This is a genomic window from Agrobacterium pusense (assembly GCF_900102105.1).
GTDB lineage: Bacteria > Pseudomonadota > Alphaproteobacteria > Rhizobiales > Rhizobiaceae > Agrobacterium > Agrobacterium pusense.
The window spans coordinates 19,790-41,621 of the sequence record NZ_FNBB01000009.1 but is presented as its reverse complement, the minus strand read 5'-3'; the positions used below and the strand labels follow the sequence as shown (position 1 = coordinate 41,621).

Below are 21,832 nucleotides of genomic sequence, written 5' to 3'. Positions count from 1 at the left end.
ATCGCATTCCGGTCGGAGAACCGCGGCCGGAAATGCTCTAGTCTTCGAGAACCGCCCAGATGCGCTCGACAACGGGCCGGCGGTTCTCCTTGGAGCGATAGAGCCTGATATCGACCGCGATATCGTAGGTCGGGTCTGCGGCCCGCACCAGAGCGCCGCTATCAAGCTCGTGCCGCATCAGGCTTTCCGGTACCCAGGCCACACCCCAGCCGGCCATCGCCATGGCCTTGAGCCCCACCGACATGCTGCCCTCATGCACCCGCTCGAATTGCGGCAACCGCGCGCTCAGGAGATCGCGCAACAAAGGCCCAAAGAACGACGCTTTTTCATAATCCAGATAGGCAAAGGGTTTTTTCGCATCTTGCTGAAGCGCGTGCAGCGGTGAACCGTCTTTCGCGGGCGCTGAAACGGGAATGATCTTTTCCGCACCCAGCACGCGAAACTCGAAAAGCTGCGAATCGAGCAGCATCGGCACTTCGTGATGGGCATAAGTCAGCAGGAAATCGCTCTGCCCGTCCACCAGCGAATTGAGGTTTTCCTCCATGCTGCCGGAATCGGGCCGCAGCACGGAAAACAGCGGGCCCGCCTTTTCGTTCACCCGTTTCAACCAGTCGGGAAAGAAAGTGAAGGATAAAGTATGCAGCGCCGTCAGCCGCACCGTCCTGGCATCCGCCCCCTCCTCCTGAAGAAGCGTGCGCCGTGCGTGGTAAAGCTGTTTCAGCGTTTCCTGGGCGACAGGCACGAATTTCGCCCCCGCCTCGGTCAGCCGGGAAGGATAGGACGCCCGGTCGACCAGCGTCGCGCCCACCCAGGCTTCCAGCTGCTTGATGCGCCGGCTGAAAGCCGATTGCGTCACATGCCGCTCATCCGCCGCCTTCGAAAAATTCAGCGTTCCGGCCAATGCCAGGAAATCCTCGAGCCATTTGACTTCCAAGGGTCTGTTCTCCCACAAAGATGCCATCCCGGCCTTCCGGGAACACGGCTCTTTATTAGGAGGAATAGGAGCTGATTGAAACCCGTTAGAAGGTTTCAGGCTGTTGAGGAAATAGCCCGAGCCCCATTCTCGTCATCCCTCGGCTTGCACATCCTCTGGACAGGTCCGAGCATGTGGCGCGCGGCGGAGTTGGCCTCGGTCTCGTTAGCGGCTCCGTGAATATTCAATCATCCGCGCCCGGCTGCAAACCAGCTCGATCCGGTCGTCCCCCAGACGATTGAGGCAGACACGCTTCGTCCATGGCCCATCAATCAGCGTGAAGAGGAAACGGCCATTGCCGAGCGCCTTCAAGGGCATGCTGCGGCGGACGGGGCCGATGCCCATCGTCAGTGAGGAGCCGTTGATCGAAAATTCAGCGCCCTCATCCGAACGCCACGACCCCGACAGATCATCCGGCACCGTATGCTCCCCGACAGGCAGGAAACGGCGCGGGGCATGACCGGCCTCGCCGACGATGGCATCGCCATCTAACCTGAGACGCATGGGCGACGATGCGGAGCGGGAAGAAACCCAGCCATCGACATCTTCATAGAGCGTGTCATCGCCATCGATGAAGGTGGATGTGCTGCCCTTGATCTCCAGCCACCACGGACCGCTTTCGGTGACATAGAGGCCTTCCGGCAGGTTGGCGGCCGGCTTGGGCAAAGGCAGGCCGGTCAAAGCCGCCATGCTTTCAAGCGCGATCTTGAAACCGTTGGTATCTTCGCGATTGGACACCACGACGAATCCCGTGCCGTTTTCGGGATCGAGCAGGAAGTAAGTTTTGTAGCCGGGATGAGAACCGCCGTGGCCGACAAACCGGCGGCCGCCCAAATGCGACCAGCGCAGACCGAGGCCATATTCGCTCATCCGCCCGTCGGCGAGCGGCCGCTCAGCCGAAAGCCTGTCGAGAACACCCGCAAAGCTGCCCTCGCCCCGCATCAGCCCCTGCAGCCAGCGAGCCAGCGCGTCGGCACTGCCTGCAAGGCTGCCGGATGCGGAGATATGCAGTCCGGCAGCAGAAAGCTGCCAGTTCTCTTCAGACTTCCAGTAACCCGGCACCAGGCCGTTGACCGGATCGTTCCAGACGTCAGGCGCTTTCAGAAACACGTCGAACGGCGCGGCAATATGCTGCTGCACGAAATCGTCAAAACGGAAACCATTGCGTTCCAGCGCCGCTTCCACCAGACGGTAACCGGTATTGGAATAGGAAACTTCGCTGCCGGCATCGAAATTCAGCCGGGTCAGCCGGGACAGGTATTCGAGAAGCGGTCCGGCCTTCGTTTCGGTATAGACGGAAAGCCCAAGCAAGGAGAGACACTCGCGCGTATCCGGCAGGCCGCCGCTCATATCCAGCGCCTGCCCGACCGTGACATCGCGGAGCGGCGATTGCAGCTCCGGCAGATGTTTGCCGAGCGGATCGTCGAGCCCGATCAGATCTGCATTGGCCAGCACCATGGCGCAGAAAACGTGTTTCGTGACGGAGGCATACCGCACCACGCTCTGCGGCGTGAAGGGCGCAAAGGTCGAGAGGCTCTCGACACCGCCGGCATGGGTAAAACGGATGCCATCGAGATCAAAACCGATGACCGCCCCGCCCGGCTCGTTGCCTGTCCACTGCGAGACGAAGGTCTCTGAAAGGGCTGACGCGGCGTTCCAGTCGAGTTGCTGTGGCATGGTTTGGTCTCTTATCTCGTCGTTTTTACAGAAAAGCCTCGGCACCGCCGCTTTTTTCTTCTTCCCGCCGGGGAGAAGAAGCGAGCGGCACCCGCTCGGTCCATGGTCGCGTGGACTCAGGCCGGCTCTTCCAGCCGGATGCTCAGGCTACGCAGCTCTTCCGTATGCGGATGTTTTGTCCGTCCCTCGCGCAGATCACCCGCGCTCAGCTGCTCCACCATCTCCCCATTCAACATCACGCCCACGTGCGGGCAAAGATGCGCAATGACAGCCAGATTGTGGCTGACGAGAATATAGGTGAGGTTGCGCGCGGCACGCAGGTCCTGCAACAGGTTGAGGATTTCCGCCTGCACCGACACATCGAGCGCCGACGTCGGCTCATCAAGCAGCAGCACCTGCGGATCGGCGATCAAGGCGCGGGCAATCGCCACGCGCTGGCGCTGGCCACCGGAAAGCTGATGCGGAAAACGGAACCGCACCGCCTGCGGCAGCGCCACATCCGAGAGCGCCTGCTGGATGCGCTTTTCGATATTGTCCATGCCGTGCACCAGCGGCAGTTCGCTGAGGATACGGTCGATGGTCTGGCGCGGATGCAGCGACCCGTAGGGGTCCTGAAACACCATCTGCACCTGCCGGAAGAATTCCGGCGTACGACGCAGAGGGGCATCCTTGCCGGCAAAGGCGATACGCCCTTCCCAGCTTTCATTGAGGCCGGCCATGGCGCGCAGGATGGTGGACTTGCCCGAGCCGCTTTCACCGACGATGCCGAAGCTGCCGCCCTTTTCCACCGAAAAGGAGACGCCCTTCACCACTTCGCGGTCACCGAACTTGATACGGAGATTATCGACGTCGATCATTGGCTGGACCACGCTGCATCACGGTTGAGAACGGGAAGACGCTCGCGCGGATGCGTCAGCGAGGGAATGCAGTTCAAAAGTCCCTGCGTATAAGGATGCTGGGCTTTCAGAAGCTCGGAAGCCTTCAGCTCCTCCATCACCCGGCCGGAATACATCACCGCAACACGATCGCAGAAATGCGAAACGAGCGGCAGGTCATGGCTGATGAGGATAAGACCCATGCCCCGCTCCGACACCAGCTCCTCGATCAGCCGCAGGATTTCCGCCTGCACCGTGGCGTCGAGCGCGCTGGTCGGTTCGTCGGCAATCAGCAGCTCCGGATCGGGGGCGAGCATCATGGCGATCATCACGCGCTGGCCCATACCGCCTGAAACCTCATGCGCATAGGACGAGGCGACCTGACGCGGATTGCGGATTTTCACCTGATCGAGCAGCGCGATTGCCGCTTCCATGGCGGCTCGCTTGCTGCCGCCCTTGTGGGTGCGCCATGCTTCGGCCACCTGCGCACCAATAGTCTTCACCGGGTTCAGCGAATATTTCGGGTCCTGCAGGATGAAGCCGGCCCGCTTGCCGCGGATCTGGCGCATCTGCCTTTCGCTGGCGGACAGCACGTCGATGCCGTCAAAAGCGAGCTTGTCTGCGCGGATATCGGCATTGGAGGGCAGGAGCTTCATCAGCGCACGGGCCGTCAGGCTCTTGCCGGAACCGGATTCGCCGACGATGCCGAGTTTTTCGGTTCCGAGTTTCATGGAGACACCACGCACCGCCTCGAAACGGCTGGTGCGGGTCTGGAAGGCGATCTTCAGATTTTCGATTTCGACCAGCATGGCTCAATGTCCCTTCGGGTCGAGAACGTCGCGCAGGCCATCGCCGAGGAAGTTGAAGGCGAGCGAAACGAGGAAGATGGCGATACCGGGAATGGTGGCGACCCACCATTGTTCGAAGATGAAGCGCTTGGCTGTCGCAATCATCGCGCCCCATTCCGGCGAAGGCGGCTGCGCGCCCATGCCGAGGAAGCCGAGGCTGGCGGCGGTGATGATGATGGAGCTCATGTCGAGCGTGATGCGCACGATAAGGCTCGGCACGCAGAGCGGCGCGATATGACGGGCGATGATGCGCCAGGCGGAAGCACCGGTGAGGCGATAGGCCGCGACGAAGTCGCTGCCGCGTACCGTCATGGTTTCGGCGCGGGCCAGACGCGCATAAGGCGGCCAGGCGGTGAGCGCGATGGCGAGAATGGCGCTCTCGACGCCCGGTTTTAGCGCCGCGACAAAGGCAAGCGCAAGGATGAGCCGCGGAAACGCTAGAAACACGTCCGTCACGCGCATCAGCACCGTATCGACGATGCCGCCGAAATAACCGGCGATGCAGCCGATGGCGAGACCGATGGGGGCGACGAGAACGACGACGGCAATGACCATGCCAAGCGTGACGCGACCACCGTAGAGAATACGCGAGAGAATGTCGCGGCCAAGCTCATCCGTGCCGAACCAGTGCTCGGCGCTCGGGAACGCCAGACGGTTGCCGAGGTTTTGCGTCGCCGGATCGTAGGGAGCGAGCAGCGGCGCCAGCAGCGACAGCGCGATGAAGAGGACGATGATCGTTAGACCGACCACCGCCAGCGGATTGGACTTGAGGTTGAGCCAGATGCGATACCGGTTGCCCCAGGCAGCCTGTGTTCGCGAATGCGGCGTCTCATCCAGCGCCCAGTTTCTGAAATTAGCTAACATCATCGAACGCGAGGATCCATAACTCTGTAAAGCACGTCTGCGAGCAGGTTGAGGGCGACATAGATGAAGCCGATCAACAGGGTTGCTCCGACGACGGGGTTCATGTCCGCGTTCATGAGCGAGACGGTGAGATATTGACCAAGGCCCGGCCAGCTGAAGACGGTTTCCGTCACCACGGCGCCTTCGAGAAGGCCGGCATAGGTGAGCGCGAGAACCGTGACGAGCTGCACGGCGACCGTCGGGAAGGCGTGTCCCCAGATCACGGTCATGGCAGAAAGCCCCTTGGCGCGGGCGGTGATGACATATTCGCCCTTCAGCGCGTCGATCATGAAGGCGCGCGTCATGCGGGTGATATAGGCCATGCTGAAATAGGCGAGAATGCAGACGGGCTGCACCATATGGGCGATGGCGTCGTAAAAGGCGTCCCAGTCGCCCGCAAGCAGCGTGTCGACCGTCATCAGGCCGGTAACCTGCGTGATCATGCCGTCATAGATGATGTCCTGACGCCCGGGCCCCGGTGCGACGCCAAGCGTGGCGTAAAAGACGAGCAGCGAAATAAGCGCCAGCATGAAGACCGGCACGGAGTGGCCGGCAAGGCAGACGACGCGGATGACCTGATCCGTCAGCTTGCCCTGCTTGACGGCGGCCCAGACACCAAGCGGAATGCCGATCAGCGCGGCAAGAATGAGCGCTGCGGTGGCAAGTTCGAAGGTGGCGGGGAAAACGCGCTTGATATCGATCCAGACCGGATTGCGGGTCAGGATCGAATTGCCGAAATCGCCATGCAGAACCTGCGTGACATAATGGAAAAACTGCACGACCAGCGGCTGGTCGAGACCCATTTCGGCCCGGACCCGCACGATGACGTCTTCGGGCGCATTGTCGCCGACCGCCGCGATGACGGGATCGACGGGCATGACGCGCCCGATCATGAAGGTGATGATCATCAAACCGAACAGCGTCAGGAGGACGCTGCTCAGTATCGACGATATGCTTTTAACGCGCTTGTTCAATGTCACGCTTTCTTCGCATCGTGGTAGGAATTGCCCTCGGAGAGAACGCCGAGTTCGAAACCGGAAACGCCCTTGCGGAAGGCTGCCGTCTTGGTGGTCTGGAACATGAACACGAAGGGGCTGTTTTCCATGTGCTCGCGCTGCAGGGCTTCATAAAGCTCCACGCGCTTTGCAGGATCCTTCTCGTCACGCGCGGCTTCCGCCTTGGCGGCAAAGTCGTCGTTCTTGAAGCGCGAACGCCACAGGAAGGGCTTCGACTTGGCGTCGTCGCCATTGTCCTTGTTGATGTTGAAGACATCGGCGTTGGAATGCGGATCGAAGTAATCCGTGCCCCAGGCCGACAGCGCCATCTGGTGTTCGCGGGCGCGCATCTTGGTCAGAACCTGGCGGTTCTCGGCAGATTGCAGGCGCACCTTGATGCCGATATCGGCAAGGTTTGCCTGGATGGCCTGCGCCAGATCCGGATAAGGCTGGGCGGAATAATGGTCCATGCTGATTTCGAAACCATCGGCAAGGCCGGCTTCGGCCATCAGTGCCTTGGCCTTTTCGACATCGCGCTGGAACGGAATGTCGTTGACGGCGCCGGGGAAGCCCTTCGGCTCGAAGCTCTGGTGGATTTCGTGCGTCAGCGGCACGATGTTTTCCTGCATGCCCTTGTAGTCCAGCGCCCACTTGATCGCTTGCCAGACCTGCGGCTTCGCAAGGTTCTCATTGCCCTGGTTGAGCGAGATCAGCACCAGCGAAGCGATGGACTTGCGCTCCAGCTCAATGTTGGCGTCGTCCTTGACGGTACGCAGCTGCTCCGAGGTCAGGTCACGGGCAATGTCGATATCGCCCTTCTGCAGCATCAGCAGCTGGGAAGACGGATCGGTAACGTGACGCAGGATGATACGCTTGATGTTGCCCTTGTAGGGACCGTTCGGGTTGACGTTGAGCGCGACGCTTTCGCTGGGTTTCCAGGCCTGCAGCACGAAATCGCCGGAACCGGCGCTGTTCTTCTGCAGCCAGCCATTGCCGAGGTCTTCACCGGAAGCATTGGCAAGAACCACCTTCTTTTCGACGATCGCGCCAATATTGGCCGAGAGGCAATAAAGCAGGAAGGAGATGGCGGTCGGCCTCGCCGTCGTCAGCTTCACCGTCTTCTCGTCGGCGGCAACAATGGTCGTCTCGACATTGTCAGGCGCAAAGCCGAACTGGCTGATGATGAAGGCCGGGCTCTTGTTCATCTTGATGGCGCGCTGCAGCGAGAAGGCAACGTCTTCCGCCGTGACCTTGGCGCCGCTCGAGAAGGTCGCGTCGTCGCCGATGGTGAAGGTGAAGACCTTGCTGTCCGCATCGGCTTCCCACGACTTGGCGATGACGGGATCGACCTTGGTGGAATCCTCGCGGTTGGCGCGCACCAGCTTCTGATACATGTTGGAGATGATTTCACCGCCGACAGCCTCGAAACCTTCATGTGGGTCAAGGCTCGTCATGTTGTCCAGCTGCTGCGCAACGACCAGAATATCCTTCGGCGTGGCGGCAAAGGCCGGGATGCGCGCATAGGACAGGAACGGAACGGCGGCGCCGGCAATCAACAGGTTGCGTCTTGAAATCATCGAAAATCCCCTTTCGGACCTTATTTTTCGGAAAATGGTGGGTTTGCCCCAATCCAGTCGTTTTTTTTATGTTTTCCCGCGATTACCACGAGCAAACGAGGCCCGACCAATTCCAAATTTGGCAGAGCCTATGCACGGATTGCATTTGCTCCCGCCTTGACCTTTCCTCTACCAATTCCGAAAACTTGTCCGCAGGCGCGTCCGCGCAATCCCATTTCCGAAGGTGAGACCATGACCGATCAAAAAACCGTACCCGTCTTCGACGGCCACAATGACGTGCTTCTGCGGTTATGGCGATCGGGCAACGCTTCTCCCGAAACACTTCTGATCGAAGGCGATACCGTCGGCCATATCGATCTGCCTCGTGCAAAAAAAGGCGGCCTCGCCGGTGGCCTCTGCGCCGTCTATGTACCTTCGCCCGGCATGGATAAGGACGCCAACGGCGACTACCCGACGCCCACCGAGGCGGATGCGCTGAAGGCGACGCTTGCCATGGCGGGCCTTTTGTTCCGGGCCGAGAAGCAGTCAAAGGACGCGCTGAAGGTCTGCCGCACGGCCGCCGATATCCGCAAGGCCATGGCCGAGGGCGCCTTCGCCTCCGTCTTCCATATCGAAGGCGCAGAAGCGATCGGTGCTGATCTGGATGCCCTCCACGTTCTTCACGAGGCGGGCCTGCGCACACTCGGACCTGTCTGGAGCCGCCCGAACATCTTCGCCTACGGCGTTCCCTTCCGTTTCCCCTCAACACCGGATATCGGCCCGGGCCTGACGGATTCCGGCAAGCGGCTGATAAAGACCTGCAACGAACTGAAGATCATGGTCGACCTGTCGCATATGAACGAACAGGGTTTCTGGGACATCGCCAGGATATCGGATGCACCGCTGGTGGCATCACACTCCAACGCTTACGCAATCTGCAACCACAGCCGCAACCTGACGGATCGTCAGCTGGACGCCATCCGCGATACGGGTGGCCTCGCTGGCATCAACTTTGGTGTCTTGTTCCTGCGTCAGGACGGCGTGAAGAACCCGGATACCGATCTCAACGAACTCGTCCGCCATGTGGACTACATCGTGAACCGCATCGGCATCGATCACGTGGCGCTCGGTTCGGATTTCGACGGCACCACCATACCCGCCGCCATGAAGGATGCGGCCGATCTGCAATTGCTGGTCGAAGCGATGCGCAAGAGCGGTTATGACGACGTGGCGCTTGCCAAAATCTGCCACGGCAACTGGATTCGGGTGCTGGAAAAGACCTGGGGCGCGTGAGGCAGAAATAAAGTTTCATCCCCGGCGCAAAGCGCCGGAGACAGAAAGCGGCGGGCCTTCAGGCCTTTGCCGCTTTTTTCCTGCCGGTCGCACGGAAGGTGAGAAGCCCGGCCACCAGCCCGATCATGGCCCATTTCATCGGCAGCACGTCCGCCGTCTCGCTGCGGATCGGCAGCACGGTTACGGTTCCCGGCTGCGATTCGTAACCCATCTGGCCCTTTGCCTTAGCCTCGGCAATCTGCTGCGGCGAAACGACCCATTCGGCACCGCGCATCTTGTCCACCGCCATATATCCGGCGCCCGCCACGAGCGCGACGACGAGTGAAACGACTATTCTTGTGGGCATGTTCATTGGTATCTCCTTCAATCCAAAGGAGCGTGTAGTTGCATCAAATGCCGCCACCAAGCAACCGGCGCGATCAATTTCGTCGCGTTTTCATCAAACTCGGAAATCGCACATTTCGTGGTTGCATTCATCGGAATATAATTGGCAAAATCATCCGGAAACCTGTCCAAACTTCACATCGACACGTCACGCATTTCTGCTAAGCAAATTTCCGCAACTGAAACGAATTAGCGACACAATCCTGTGGTTCGCCAACCGACGGGACGGCGCTGGAAAAGATAAATGGCAGACAAGAGCGAAATTACAGAGACCGATATTGCCGACTCCGCGGTTGAAAGCTTTTTTGCCAGGAACCGTGCCTACCTGACGGCCGCGGCCATAACGCTCATCTTCGTGATGATGACGTTTGCAATTTATCGTCTCACCTCGGAAGTAAGATACGACGATGTGATTGCGGCCCTTCTCGACACGTCCTTTTCCTCGGTTCTTCTTGCTATCCTCTTTACCGCGCTGAGCTTCCTGTCACTGATTTTTTATGACGCCAATGCCATCGAATATGTCGGCAAGAAAGTGCGGTTTCCGTCAATGGCGGTCACGGCCTTCGCGGCCTATGCCATCGGCAACACCGCTGGCTTCGGGCCGCTGAGCGGCGGCGCCATCCGCTTCCGCGCCTATTCCCGGCTGGGGCTTTCCCCGGGAGACATCGCACGGGTCATCGCCTTCGTCACGCTGTCGTTCGGCCTTGGGCTTTTGTCGGTGAGCGCGCTTTCAACCTTCATCGTCGCGCCCCGCATCGCCGCAATCATCGGTTTCGACCCGCTCGTGCTGAGAGGCGCGGCGCTCGCCGTCATCGCCATTCTCGTGGCCACGGCCTATATCGGGCGCAATGGCAGAGCGATACGCCTCGGCAAATGGCGGCTGCGCCTTCCAGACAGCCGTACGTCTTCGCGTCAGTTCCTGGTGTCTGCATTCGACATCGCCGCTTCGGCATCCGTTCTTTACGTGCTCTTGCCGGAAACGCATCTCGGCTGGCCGACCTTCTTCGCGATCTATGCCACGGCCGTGGGGCTTGGCGTTCTCAGCCACGTGCCCGCCGGCCTCGGGGTCTTCGAAACCGTGATGGTCGCCGGTCTCGGCAATGCGATCAGCGTTGATCAGCTGCTCGGAAGCCTCGTTCTCTATCGCGTCATTTACCACGTGCTGCCGCTGGTGGTCGCCATTCTGGTGATGATCGTTTCGGAAATGAAGCAGTTTGCGGCAAAGCCCGTTGTATCCGATATCAGCCAGCTTGCCGTGCGGCTGGCGCCACCGCTGCTGTCCACATTCGCGATCATTCTCGGCACCATGCTGATTTTCTCGAGCGTGACACCGACGCCGGGCAGCAACCTGGATTTCCTCTCGAACTTCGTCCCGTTGCCTATCATCGAGGCCGCTCACTTTCTGACCAGCATTCTCGGCCTTGGCCTCGTCGTCGCCTCCCGCGGCTTGGGGCAGAGACTGGATGGCGCATGGTGGATCGCCCTCGTTGCGGCATCTCTGGCGCTCATTCTCTCGCTTCTCAAGGCGATCGCGGTTTTCGAAGCGATCTTTCTCGGCTTGTTCATCGTCGCGCTCGCCGCCAACATGCGCAGCTTCAACCGTCACGCCTCTCTGGTCAAACAGGCGCTCGGGCCAAGCTGGCTCGCGGCCATGGCCGTCATCGTCGCCGGCGCGGCCACCATCCTTCTCTTCGTCTATCGCGATACCGATTACAGCCATACGCTCTGGTGGCAGTTCGAATTCTCCGAGGAAGCGCCACGCGGACTGCGCGCCCTTTTAGGCCTCGTGCTTGCCTCCTCCACCATCGCCATCTTCAGCCTCATGAGGCCGGTGGCCTTCCGCCCGGATGCCATCAAGGCCGAAGATATCGCAAGTGCTACAGACATTGTCATGAAGCAGGATGCGGCCGATGCCAATCTGGTGCGCATGGGCGACAAGCACGTGATGTTTTCCGAAAGCGGCAATGCCTTCATCATGTACGGCATTCAGGGCCGCTCATGGATCGCGTTTGCCGATCCGGTCGGCGATGAAGATGATTTCCCTGATCTCGTGTGGCAATTCGTCGAAGGAGCCCGTGCGGCTGGCGCACGTGCCGCCTTCTATCAGATTTCGCCCTTCCTGCTGTCCCATTGCGCCGACGCGGGTCTGCGCGCCTTCAAGCTGGGCGAACTGGCCCTGGTCGATCTCACCGCATTCGAACTCAAAGGTGGCAAGCTTGCCAATCTTCGCCAGTCGCTGAGCCGCGGCGCGCGCGACGGGCTGACCTTCGAGGTCATCGAAAAGACCCAGGTGCAGGATGTTCTGGAAGAGCTGAAACAGGTTTCCGACGGCTGGCTCGCCCACCATAACACCCGCGAAAAACGCTTTTCGCTCGGTGCTTTCGAGCCGGACTACATTCTGTCGCAACCCGTTGCCGTGCTGCGCAAGGGTGGAAAGATCACCGCCTTCGCCAATCTGATGGTGACGGATACGAAAAAGGAAGCCACCGTCGATCTCATGCGCTTTTCGCCTGATGCGCCGCGCGGCTCGATGGACTTTCTCTTCGTCAGCATCATGCAATATCTGCGCGAGGCCGGTTACGAGAGCTTCAATCTCGGCATGGCGCCCATGTCCGGCATGTCTAAACGCGACGCGGCGCCCGTCTGGGACCGGATCGGCAGCACACTGTTCGAACACGGTGAACGATTCTACAACTTCAAGGGGCTTCGCGCCTTCAAGGCCAAGTTCCACCCGAAATGGGAACCGCGTTACCTCGCCGTACAGAACGGTGCAGATGCCGCTCTGGCGCTGATGGATGCGACGGTTCTGATCAGCGGCGGTGTCAGAGGAGTGATCGGAAAATGAGAAGATTCAGCATGCTCAAAGCAGTTCTGGCCGCCTCCGCCCTGTTTGCATCCCCCTTGTTCGTTTCTAGCGCCGTTTTTGCTGAGGACAAGCCCGCATACGAAACCGGCATGATCCCCGCCGGGCACATCATGGTGCCTGATGGCGACATCCTCGCCAGCGTCTTCCTGATTTCCGATGCGGACGGATGGTCGGCGGCCGATGAGACCCGTGCCAAGGCGCTGGTAGAAAAGGGCGCCGCCGTGGTCGGCATCGACTTCAAGGAATATCTGAAGGCGCTCGAGGCCGACGATGACGAGTGCATCTATATGATCTCGGACATCGAGTCACTCTCGCAGCAGATCCAGCGCACCGCTGGCACCAGCAGCTATCGCCAGCCCATCCTTTCCGGCATCGGCAAGGGCGGAACGCTGGCGCTGGCGATGATTGCGCAGAGCCCTGTCTCCACCGTGCGGGAGGCCATCACCGTGGACCCCAAGGCCGGCCTGCCTCTCGAGAAGATCCTCTGTACCCCCGCCACCAAGGATAAAGTGGATGGCGAAACCGTTTATGGTCTGACCGACGGTCCCCTTCCTGCCCCCGTCAGCGTGCTGTTCACCTCTGCTGCGGATCAGAAGGGCCGCGACCACGTCAACGCGCTCGTGAAGCTGCATCCCGATATCGACGTGACGGATGTGGATGATAAGGCGGACGAGGTTCTGACCCAGACCCTCTCCGACCAGGTCGACGCCGCAGGCGACACCGACAGTCCGCTCGGCCTGCCGATCAAGGTTCTGGAAACCAGCCCTGTCATGGACACCATGGCGGTGATCTATTCCGGCGACGGCGGCTGGCGCGATCTTGACGAAGAAGTGGGCGGCGCCTTCCAGAAGGAAGGCATACCCGTCATCGGCGTCGATTCACTCCGCTATTTCTGGAAGGAAAAGAAACCACAGGAGGTCGCAAGCGATCTCGGCCGCATCATCGATACCTATCGCAAGGAATGGAAAGTCCGCAATGTGGTGTTGATCGGCTATTCCTTCGGTGCCGATATTATCCCCGCCACCTATAATCTGCTGCCCGACCGCGACAAATCGCATGTCGTGCAGCTGACCCTGATGGGTCTTTCCACCGAAGTGGATTTCGAAATTTCCGTCGAAGGCTGGCTTGGCGTGGCCGGCGAAGGCAAGGGCGGCAAAACGGTGGATGACATCGCCAAGATCGATCCGAAGCTGGTGCAATGCATATATGGCACGGAAGAAGAAGACGAAGACCCCTGCCCCGGCCTGAAAGCCAAGGGCGTGGAGGCGGTCGGCATCGAGGGCGGCCACCACTTTGACGAGGATTATGAGGGGTTGGCCAAGCGTATCGTGACATCGCTGAAGACCCGGCTGCCAAAATAACGGCGTCTCACTCACCACCTTGACCCGGGCTACGACAGGAGCCCTCGACAATCCTTGGCGGCGAATGGGCCGCCGACGCTTTTCCGCATCGCGCTTGCGGAATCGCCTAAACTATTATTCAAAAGAACCGGACTGCAGTGGATGTTGATCTATTTCTGCAACCCTGCTGCTGTTGATCGCAAACCATCGATTTATATATCCGGACCGGTTCAGGGAGCCGCCGCATGCTTTCCTCAAAACGAAAAACAAAAACGCCGGTCCTGGTGGAACGCATCGACCACTTTGTCGCACAGGTCAAAGAGGCGATGAAAAACGACGACGCCTCGCGCAACAGAAAGATCCGCGATCTGTGGGACGCCGAGGTCCGCTACCATTTCGACAATGGGCGCACCGAAAAGACTCTCGAACTTTACATCATGAAGTACCGTAACGCCTTGAAGGCCGAATTCGGTCCCAAGAGCACGCCGCTTGCCATTTGCAACATGAAAAAACTGCGCGAGCGGCTGAAAACCTACATCGAACGTGCCGACTATCCGAAAACGGGCGTAGCAACCTCGATCGTCGAGAAAATCGAACGCGCGGAATTTAATACAGCCGGCCGCAAACCCACCGTTCTTCTGCGCATCGCGGATTTCATTTCTGCGATGAACGGCATCGGCACGAAAGAAGAGATGCAGACCCTGTGGAATGCTGAAATCAGCACCATGAAGGGCAGAGCCCAGACAACGATCATCTCCTACATCACCAAATATCGCAACGCCATCCGCGAGGCGTTTGGCGACGATCACCCGATGCTGAAAATCGCCACCGGCGACGCTGCGATGTATGACGATGCGCGACGGGTGAAGATGGAGAAGATCGCCAGAAAGCACGGCGCGCTGATCACCTTCGAGAATTACCGCCAGGTTCTGAAGATCTGTGCCGACAAACTCCTGTCAGCCGATCCCCTTATGATCGGCATCGGCCTGATCGGCATGACCGGACGCCGACCCTACGAAGTCTTTACCCAGGCGGAATTTTCGCCTGCTCCCTATGGCAAGGGCGTTTCCAAATGGAGCATCCTGTTCAACGGCCAGGCCAAGACAAAACAGGGCGAGGGAACGAAATACGGTGTGACCTATGAGATCCCGGTGCTTGCGCGCTCGGAAACCATTCTTGCCGCCTACAAGCGCCTGCGCGAAAGCGGGCAGGGAAAATTGTGGCACGGCATGTCGATCGATGATTTTTCATCGGAGACGCGCCTGCTGCTCAGGGACACGGTTTTTAACCTGTTCGAAGATCTCTGGCCGAAGGAGGAGCTTCCCAAGCCCTATGGTCTTCGGCATCTCTATGCGGAGGTGGCTTATCATAATTTCGCACCTCCCCACGTGACCAAGAACAGCTATTTCGCCGCCATTCTCGGGCATAACAACAACGATCTCGAAACCTCCCTCTCCTATATGACCTACACGCTGCCGGAGGATCGAGACGATGCGCTTGCACGGGCAAAGCGCACGAACGAGCGGGCATTGCAGCAAATGGCCGCCATTGCACCGGTTTCCCGCAGCAATCCATAGCGCAGCCGCTCCTGCCTTGCGGCCAAGCACGCGATGGATAACCCAACGCGCAGGACTGTCCCCGCGGAGATTTCGACATGCCGTTGCGCCCCGATCCGGGCGCGCGCTCCCGTTCCCCTGCTTTGGATAAACCGCCGATTTTTCTGCCACTTCCAGCCACGATGTATTGTACCGACACCGCTGCGAACAAAATAATTAAATGAATCAATATTTTATAAATTAAACACTAACGAATTATATGAAGTATAAATTAAATAATACAGCCACATGCAAGTTATATCCGAGACAATATTGACAGTTTTCACGAATGAATATTGTCCGGAGGCTTGGGGTGCTGCCCGTATATACAACTTACACCCTCTATAATCGCGACCTGGCATCGTCACTGAAACGCGTCGCAAACGATCCGATCGTATCGCGCGACGCCAAATATTACGCCGACAATATTGGCAAGATCAAAAATCTCGATGAGTTTCTGAAGGACCACAGGCTATATTCCTACGCCATGAAGGCCTATGGCCTGGGCGAGATGACCTACGCCGCCGCCTTCATGAAGAAGGTGCTGGAAAGCAATCTCAACGACCCGAACAGTTTCGCCAACAAGCTGAAGGACACCCGCTACCGCGACTTCGCGGCGGCGTTTGATTTCGGCACTATCAAATCGGAAAAAACGGTTCAAACGCAAACCCAGCAGGACCGACTGGTTGCCGCCTATCACGATGCACACAAACAACGAGACGACGAACTGAAGGAGGAAACGCGGTATTACAACATCGTCATCGACACGGTCGGCCATGTGGATGACATCTTCAAAAACACGCGGTTGCGGAACTATGTTTTCAAATCCTTCGGCATCGACGCCGAAGCCTTCAACTACAAACATCTGCGGGATGTTCTGACCAGCGATATCAGCAGCGCCGACAGTTACGTCAACAGAACCTACAAACCTCTGGTCGAAGAATGGCAGGCAAAGACCGCCGATCTGCGCATCGAACGCGCAAAAGTCCCCTCCGCCGATAAGGCGTCGCTCGCCAAAATCGATTATCTGCTCGGCCAGTACAACAAGCGCATCGCCAATGCACACAAGCTCTTCGAAATGGCGGCAGCGTTTAATTTCCGCGATGACGGTTTCGTGGCTGACGGCACGAAAGCGCAGACGGCAACCCAGAAGCGGCTGATCAACGAAACCTATGTTTTATCGTATCCTCGCCTGACGCAGACCGGCGCAGTTCTCAATCGCGACTTCTTCGCGCAAAAGATGAACGAGATTACCGATGCCCAACAACTCATATCCAATTCCCGTCTTAGAACGATGTTGATCGTCGCCTTCAACCTCAGGGACGACACCGATACCGACAAGAAAATCCAGTGGGCGCTTCGCGAAAATCCCGACGATCCGCAAAGCGCGCTTCACGCCGAAAAGGACAAAGGCTTCATCGATCTTGCGAGAGCGTTCAATTTCGACGGGGAAGGCAAGATCGCTGCCGGAAAGACGATCCAGACCGCCGCCCAGCTCAGTACGATGATGACACTTTATTTTAGCCGCTACGACGACGCACAGGAGGCGGCGGACCAAAAGACGATCAAGGACTACAGACGCTATATCGGCCTGACGAAAAACCTGGAGGACTTCCTCTCCGCTGCACCGGCAGCCGTTACCATTCGCAATTTCGCGCTGAAGGCATTCAACATCAGCCCCGAAGAGGTTTCCACGTTCAAGTTGAAGAAGGTCTTCACCAGTGACCTGTCGGACCCGAAAAGTTATGTCCGCAACCTCAAAGACGACAGGTTCGTTCGACTGGCGAAAGCCTATAATTTTGATACCGAAGGCAGGATCGGCTCGCCACGGCTGGCCCAGGCCGAAAACGAGATTACCCGCATCTCCCGGAACTACGTTCTCGAAATGACCCGATGGAACACGGCCTCGAAGAGCAGGGAGACGACAGGCAAGCAGGATGAGGAACTCGCCGCCTATCGCCAGAAAAACAGCAAAGACAAGATAAAGGAAAAGGCAAAGACGGAGGCCGCCTATTACCGCCAGCAGATGGAGACGTTGGAAACCGTTGATCAGTTGCTTGCCGACCGCCGTCTGGTGGATTTCATGCTTGTTGCCGAACGCATCGACCCCAAATCGGTCAGCACCGATTATCTGAAAAAGATCTTCAAATCCGACCTTAAAGACCCGAAAAGCTTCGCCAACGCCGAAAAGGATCCCCGCTTTCGCGCGCTTGCCGGTTCCTTCAACTTCGACACCAAGGGGAATATTCGCGCGACAGCCAGCCAGCATGTCCAGAACAACCGCGGCCTGATGGAAACGCGTGACAAATACGTTCGGCAGACGCTGGAGGAAAGGGCGGGAGAAGAAAACGCCGGTGTTCGTCTTGCTCTCTATTTCAAGCGGATGGCCGGCGGCATTTCCAATGCCTACGACATACTGGCTGACAATGCGCTTTCGGAATTCACCCGCACCGCCCTTGGAATTCCCGCGGAAACCACAAATTCCAAGGTCGAGATGCAGGCAAAGATGATCGAAAAGAAACTGAAGATGAGGGACCTGCAGGAAGCCGGCAAGGTCGACAAGCTGATTGACCGCTTTTTGCTGAGGTATGAAATGAACAATTCGCCTTCCGATCCCCGTCTCGACTTGTTCGGCAATGGCAAAATGTCCATCAGCGGCAATACGCTGGCAACCCTCGCCCAGCTTCGGAACGCCCGCAGCCGCTAACTCGTCTGCCTGAAAAGGCTGGCTGGCTCTCGGATGGAAGCTGATACTGGCTCCGGTGGCCAGTGTCAGGGCGGTCAATCCCGCCCGTAGCCCTGGTGCTGTAGAGCAGTATCATCACAGTCAACAACAGCCTGTCAGCGCACCAAAGCCGAAATTCCGTTCAGGTGCGCCCCGCTGAAGCACGGGCCCGTCGAGACGACCGTCCATCGCGCCGTCTGCTAGTGTAATGTACCTGCAATGACCTGTTCCTATCCCTGCTGAAATTTACCGCAGCTGAAAGGAATTCCCATGTCCGACAGGTCATCACTTGCAGTCCCGCCGGCAATCACCCTCATCGCCGCCACATCGCTCTTGCTCACAGCCTGCGCATCAACCGTGATGAAAACTTATGTCGGCGCACCCATCACCAGCGTGATGCTGGACTATGGGCCGCCTGACAATGTCTATAGCCTCGGCCCCGGCCAGCAGGCCTATCAGTGGCGCAAGAACAAGACGCAGGTTGTGGCCGGATCATCAAGCGGCGAGGTCCGCTCGACGCGGCATGGCGAGCGTTACGAAGTGTCCGAAACGCCTGGTTATGTCGAGCGCATCGATTGCTACTACACCTTCTACACCCGCAGTTCCGGTAACGACTGGTATGTAACGAGCTTCCGGCAACCCTCACTCGAATGCGAATGAACCTCTTACGGCCCCCTCGCCGTTCGAGCCATTTCCCCTTACCGCCGCTTCGACCCGAAAGCGGCGGTCTTATGCTTCTGGGGCACATGTCAGCGGATCAGAAACGATAGTTCAGGCCCGCCTTGACGACGTGATCGCTGACATCCGTCTTCGCTCTGCCGCTGGAGGTCGTCGTCGATACATTTCCCGTGTTCACGTAGTTATATTCGAACTTGGCCGACAGGCCGCCGCCGAAACTCTGTTCGACACCCGCTCCCACGAGATAGCCCCGCTTCCAGTCGTCCGGTCCGGTAACGCCGTTTCCATCCTTGAATTTCGTCGTGGTCAGACCTGCGGTGCCGTAAAGAAGGGTACGATCAAGCGCCACACCGGCCTTCAGCTTGGCGGCGCCACGAAAACGCTCTCTCAGGCGGCCATTCGGCACCCGCGCCTCGTTGCCGAGATACGAGCCCTCCAGCTCCGCCCCGACGACACCGGAGCCGAACTGGAAATTGTAACCGGCCTGTACGCCACCCGTCAGACCACGGCCACTGGCCAGAGGATTGACTTTTGGTGAGGCGACGCCGCCATGTGCGCCGATATAAGCCCCATTCCAGGAAAAGGCTGGCGGACTGGTATAATCGAATTGCTGCGCATTGTAGTTGGCAAGATCAGCGGAATAGGCGCTCGGTGCCGCCATAATACTGATGGCAACAAGCGATTTTGCAATGAACGACATGAATGACTCCAGACGAAACCAGGGGCGTCTCAATCTGAGGCGCCAGGATTTCCGTTCGCGTTGAAGAACCGGAAACCGGCTCCTATGGTCTCCTGTGCGAATGAGCGCAGCAGATACGGGCATTTTCCGCGCGAGAATTGCGCCTGGATTACACGCGGCTGTTTTATTTAAATATAATTGTTATTTTTCATGTGATTATACTTACTTCTTTAATCTTATTTTAAGAACTTCAGGAGTCCGGACTTCCCGGAGGCGATTCATGGCCCCGCACCGCTCCCTGGCGTGACGGAGCGGATCTCCAGCCGAACGCAGAAGCCGGGATCAAGGTCGAGGAACAGCACCCTGCCCCCATGCAACTCAGCTGCTTTCTGCACGAGATTGAGGCCAAGGCCGGCACCGGAGGAGCTGGTGTTGATGCGATGGAACGGTTCGAACACCTGCTCGCGTTCGTCAACGGGTATGCCCGGACCTTCATCGCAGACATCTATGGTTCCTGCTGCACCCACCCGGACGACAATGGCGCCCCTGCCGCCGCCGTGATCGATGGCATTGCGGATGAGGTTGACGACCGCCATCTCAATGATCGACGTCTGGACCGTCAGCAGGGCTTCTTTTTCGCTCGGCTCGAAATCGAACTCGTAACCGGCATCCATCGCAATCGGGGCAAGATCGGTCGCGATGCGTTCGACGAGAACATTCAAATCCTGCTCTTCCGCAGGCAGGTCTACCGCGCCCACCGCCTGCATTTCGAGAAGCTGGTGTGCGACGCGGGTAAGCCGGTCGATATCCGTCCGCAGCTGCCGGCTCAGCGCGTCATCGGGAAGAAGATCGGCGCGGACGCGCACGATCGCAATCGGCGTCCTCAGTTCATGGGCGGCGTCGGCCAGGAAGCGGTTGCGGCGATTATAGCCCTCGTCCAGTTTCGAGAGGGCAACATTGAAGGCATCCACCAGCGGAATGATTTCACTCGGCACCTTCGAGCGAGCGATACGGGCGGACCGGTTCTCGAAATTGATCGACTGCGCTTGGGTGACCGTTTCCATGAGGCCACTCAGTGAACGGCCGACCGCACGTGGGGTCACCAGCAATGTCGCAATACCCGTCAGCAGCAACATGGGCACCACGGCCACAAGAATGATGAACCCAATTCCCGGCAGCACGGTCAACCAGCGAATGGCACCATCCGCATCCTTTTCCAGATCCAGCTGTATGTTGATCCAGATATTCACGCCATCATTCGCGAGACCTTTTTCCGTCCCGGCAATAAACTGCAGCCGTCCGGCGGGCGTATCGCGGTTCTCCATCGTGGCCCGGACTGTTTCCCCAGCCTCCAGACGCGCCCTTTCGATGCCCAAAGGAAATGCCCCCGTCACGACGGAAGTGGGGATATCTCCATATCGAAGGTCGATTCCTTCCGCGTCCCGCACCATGAACCAGAGATTGCGATAGCGCTGTTTCAGCGCCTCCAGATCGGGTGTAGCCGACACCTGTGTCCGCCCCTGCCCATCCTTTGTCACGCTTTCCGCAATGATGCGCACAGCCTCTTCATTGGCGCCTTCCAGCCTTGGATCGATGATCCAGATCCAGCCAACGAGAAGAACGACGAAGAGAACGAGCAAGAAAGCCTGCAGGACGAGAAGGCGCTTCATCAGCCCCCAACGCAGGGATTGGTTGTGCTGCGAACTCATGACTTTGCCCGAATGAGATAACCGATATTGCGCACAGCTCTAATCTCCACCGTGGCTCCCGCCTGCGCCAGCTTCTTCCTGATACGGGAGATGTGGGCATCGAGCGCATTGGACTCGATCTCGTCGTCGAACGTATAAACCGCCTCGATCAGGTTGGACCGCGTCACGATACGGTTCGGGCGCCGCATCAGGGCTTCGAGCGCCAGATATTCCCGACGCCGCAACTCGAGGATGGAGCCGGCAACGCTGACTTCATTGCTTCTTTGATCAATGCTCAGATTTCCGAAAATCGCATATCTGTCGGAAATGGAAGGGCCGCGCCTGTGAAGGGCCCTGAGGCGGGCGAGCAGTTCCTCTATCGCAAAAGGCTTGGCGAGATAGTCATCCGCGCCGGCATCCAGCCCGTCAACGCGGTGATCGACACTTCCAAGCGCCGTCAGGACAAGGATCGGTACGGAATGTTTGCTGCGGCGAAGCGCCGATACAAGATTCAGCCCCTCACCATCGGGCAGGCGGCGATCCAGGACAAGCACATCGTAGGAGCCGTCACGCGCAAGGACATCGGCATCGCTGATGGTACTGACATGATCGGCAAGCACATCGCGCCGGCGCAAGGCTTCGAGCAGCGCACGCGCCATTTCGGGTTCGTCCTCGAGAAGCAGGATTCGCAATGACTTTCCCCCAAAGATGAGCTCTTGCCATCCCCACCACTGATTGATGAATGTTGCAGATAGAT

The 21,832-nt window shown here is 58.6% G+C and carries 17 protein-coding genes; 6 read left to right on the top strand and 11 right to left on the bottom strand.

Features of this window, described 5'->3' with window-relative positions; all coding sequences use genetic code 11:
• Positions 1-37: 37 nt before the first annotated feature.
• The 7 genes from BLU28_RS18655 to BLU28_RS18625 all read right to left on the bottom strand — a co-directional run bounded on the left by BLU28_RS18655 (position 38) and on the right by BLU28_RS18625 (position 7,848).
• Positions 38-934, bottom strand: coding sequence for a LysR substrate-binding domain-containing protein (locus BLU28_RS18655; RefSeq protein WP_006697594.1), 897 nt, complete (start codon positions 932-934; stop codon positions 38-40).
• 204 nt (positions 935-1,138) lie between these two features.
• Entirely contained in the window at positions 1,139-2,650 is a 1,512-nt protein-coding gene (locus BLU28_RS18650; protein ID WP_077987236.1) for a serine hydrolase domain-containing protein, read from the bottom strand.
• Between the two features lie 116 nt (positions 2,651-2,766).
• Positions 2,767-3,507 (bottom strand): ABC transporter ATP-binding protein, encoded by a 741-nt coding sequence (locus tag BLU28_RS18645; protein ID WP_077987235.1) that lies wholly within the window; start codon positions 3,505-3,507, stop codon positions 2,767-2,769.
• Positions 3,504-4,334 (bottom strand): ABC transporter ATP-binding protein, encoded by an 831-nt coding sequence (locus BLU28_RS18640; RefSeq protein WP_004443518.1) that lies wholly within the window; start codon positions 4,332-4,334, stop codon positions 3,504-3,506. Before BLU28_RS18640 ends, BLU28_RS18645 begins: the two co-directional genes overlap by 4 nt.
• A 3-nt stretch (positions 4,335-4,337) precedes the next feature.
• Entirely contained in the window at positions 4,338-5,240 is a 903-nt protein-coding gene (nikC, locus tag BLU28_RS18635; RefSeq protein WP_004443520.1) for a nickel transporter permease, read from the bottom strand.
• Entirely contained in the window at positions 5,237-6,250 is a 1,014-nt protein-coding gene (locus BLU28_RS18630; protein ID WP_034498671.1) for an ABC transporter permease, read from the bottom strand. The genes nikC and BLU28_RS18630 overlap by 4 nt, the downstream gene beginning before the upstream one ends.
• Before the next feature lie 2 nt (positions 6,251-6,252).
• Positions 6,253-7,848, bottom strand: a complete 1,596-nt coding sequence (locus BLU28_RS18625; protein WP_004443523.1) for an ABC transporter substrate-binding protein — start codon at positions 7,846-7,848, stop codon at positions 6,253-6,255.
• A gap of 231 nt (positions 7,849-8,079) precedes the next feature.
• Between BLU28_RS18625 and BLU28_RS18620 the strand changes: the two genes are divergently transcribed.
• On the top strand, positions 8,080-9,120 hold the full coding sequence (locus BLU28_RS18620; protein WP_077987234.1) for a dipeptidase: 1,041 nt from the start codon (positions 8,080-8,082) through the stop codon (positions 9,118-9,120).
• Positions 9,121-9,178: 58 nt separating this feature from the next.
• Here the strand turns inward: BLU28_RS18620 and BLU28_RS18615 are convergent, their stop codons facing one another.
• Complete coding sequence (locus BLU28_RS18615) at positions 9,179-9,472, bottom strand: hypothetical protein (protein WP_037091912.1); 294 nt, start codon at positions 9,470-9,472, stop codon at positions 9,179-9,181.
• A gap of 276 nt (positions 9,473-9,748) precedes the next feature.
• Here BLU28_RS18615 and mprF point away from each other — a divergent pair, with 276 nt between their 5' ends.
• From mprF to BLU28_RS18590, 5 genes are all read left to right on the top strand, one after another.
• Positions 9,749-12,349, top strand: a complete 2,601-nt coding sequence (mprF, locus tag BLU28_RS18610) for a bifunctional lysylphosphatidylglycerol flippase/synthetase MprF (RefSeq protein ID WP_077987233.1) — start codon at positions 9,749-9,751, stop codon at positions 12,347-12,349.
• Positions 12,346-13,731 (top strand): virulence factor, encoded by a 1,386-nt coding sequence (locus BLU28_RS18605; protein ID WP_168247027.1) that lies wholly within the window; start codon positions 12,346-12,348, stop codon positions 13,729-13,731. The genes mprF and BLU28_RS18605 overlap by 4 nt, the downstream gene beginning before the upstream one ends.
• Before the next feature lie 224 nt (positions 13,732-13,955).
• Positions 13,956-15,287, top strand: a complete 1,332-nt coding sequence (gene telA, locus BLU28_RS18600) for a telomere resolvase TelA (protein ID WP_077987231.1) — start codon at positions 13,956-13,958, stop codon at positions 15,285-15,287.
• 331 nt (positions 15,288-15,618) lie between these two features.
• On the top strand, positions 15,619-18,012 hold the full coding sequence (locus tag BLU28_RS18595) for a DUF1217 domain-containing protein (RefSeq protein WP_077987230.1): 2,394 nt from the start codon (positions 15,619-15,621) through the stop codon (positions 18,010-18,012).
• A gap of 288 nt (positions 18,013-18,300) precedes the next feature.
• Positions 18,301-18,690: a hypothetical protein gene (locus BLU28_RS18590; RefSeq protein ID WP_022556870.1), complete on the top strand. Its 390-nt coding sequence runs from the start codon at positions 18,301-18,303 to the stop codon at positions 18,688-18,690.
• Between the two features lie 97 nt (positions 18,691-18,787).
• Here the strand turns inward: BLU28_RS18590 and BLU28_RS18585 are convergent, their stop codons facing one another.
• The 3 genes from BLU28_RS18585 to BLU28_RS18575 all read right to left on the bottom strand — a co-directional run bounded on the left by BLU28_RS18585 (position 18,788) and on the right by BLU28_RS18575 (position 21,767).
• The gene (locus BLU28_RS18585; protein ID WP_022556871.1) at positions 18,788-19,408 is read right to left on the bottom strand and encodes an outer membrane protein; all 621 of its coding nucleotides are present in this window, start codon (positions 19,406-19,408) and stop codon (positions 18,788-18,790) included.
• Positions 19,409-19,665: 257 nt separating this feature from the next.
• Entirely contained in the window at positions 19,666-21,057 is a 1,392-nt protein-coding gene (locus BLU28_RS18580) for a sensor histidine kinase (protein WP_175477715.1), read from the bottom strand.
• Positions 21,058-21,092: 35 nt separating this feature from the next.
• A complete protein-coding gene (locus BLU28_RS18575) occupies positions 21,093-21,767 on the bottom strand; it encodes a response regulator transcription factor (RefSeq protein ID WP_077987228.1) in 675 nt (224 codons plus the stop codon).
• Positions 21,768-21,832: the final 65 nt, after the last annotated feature.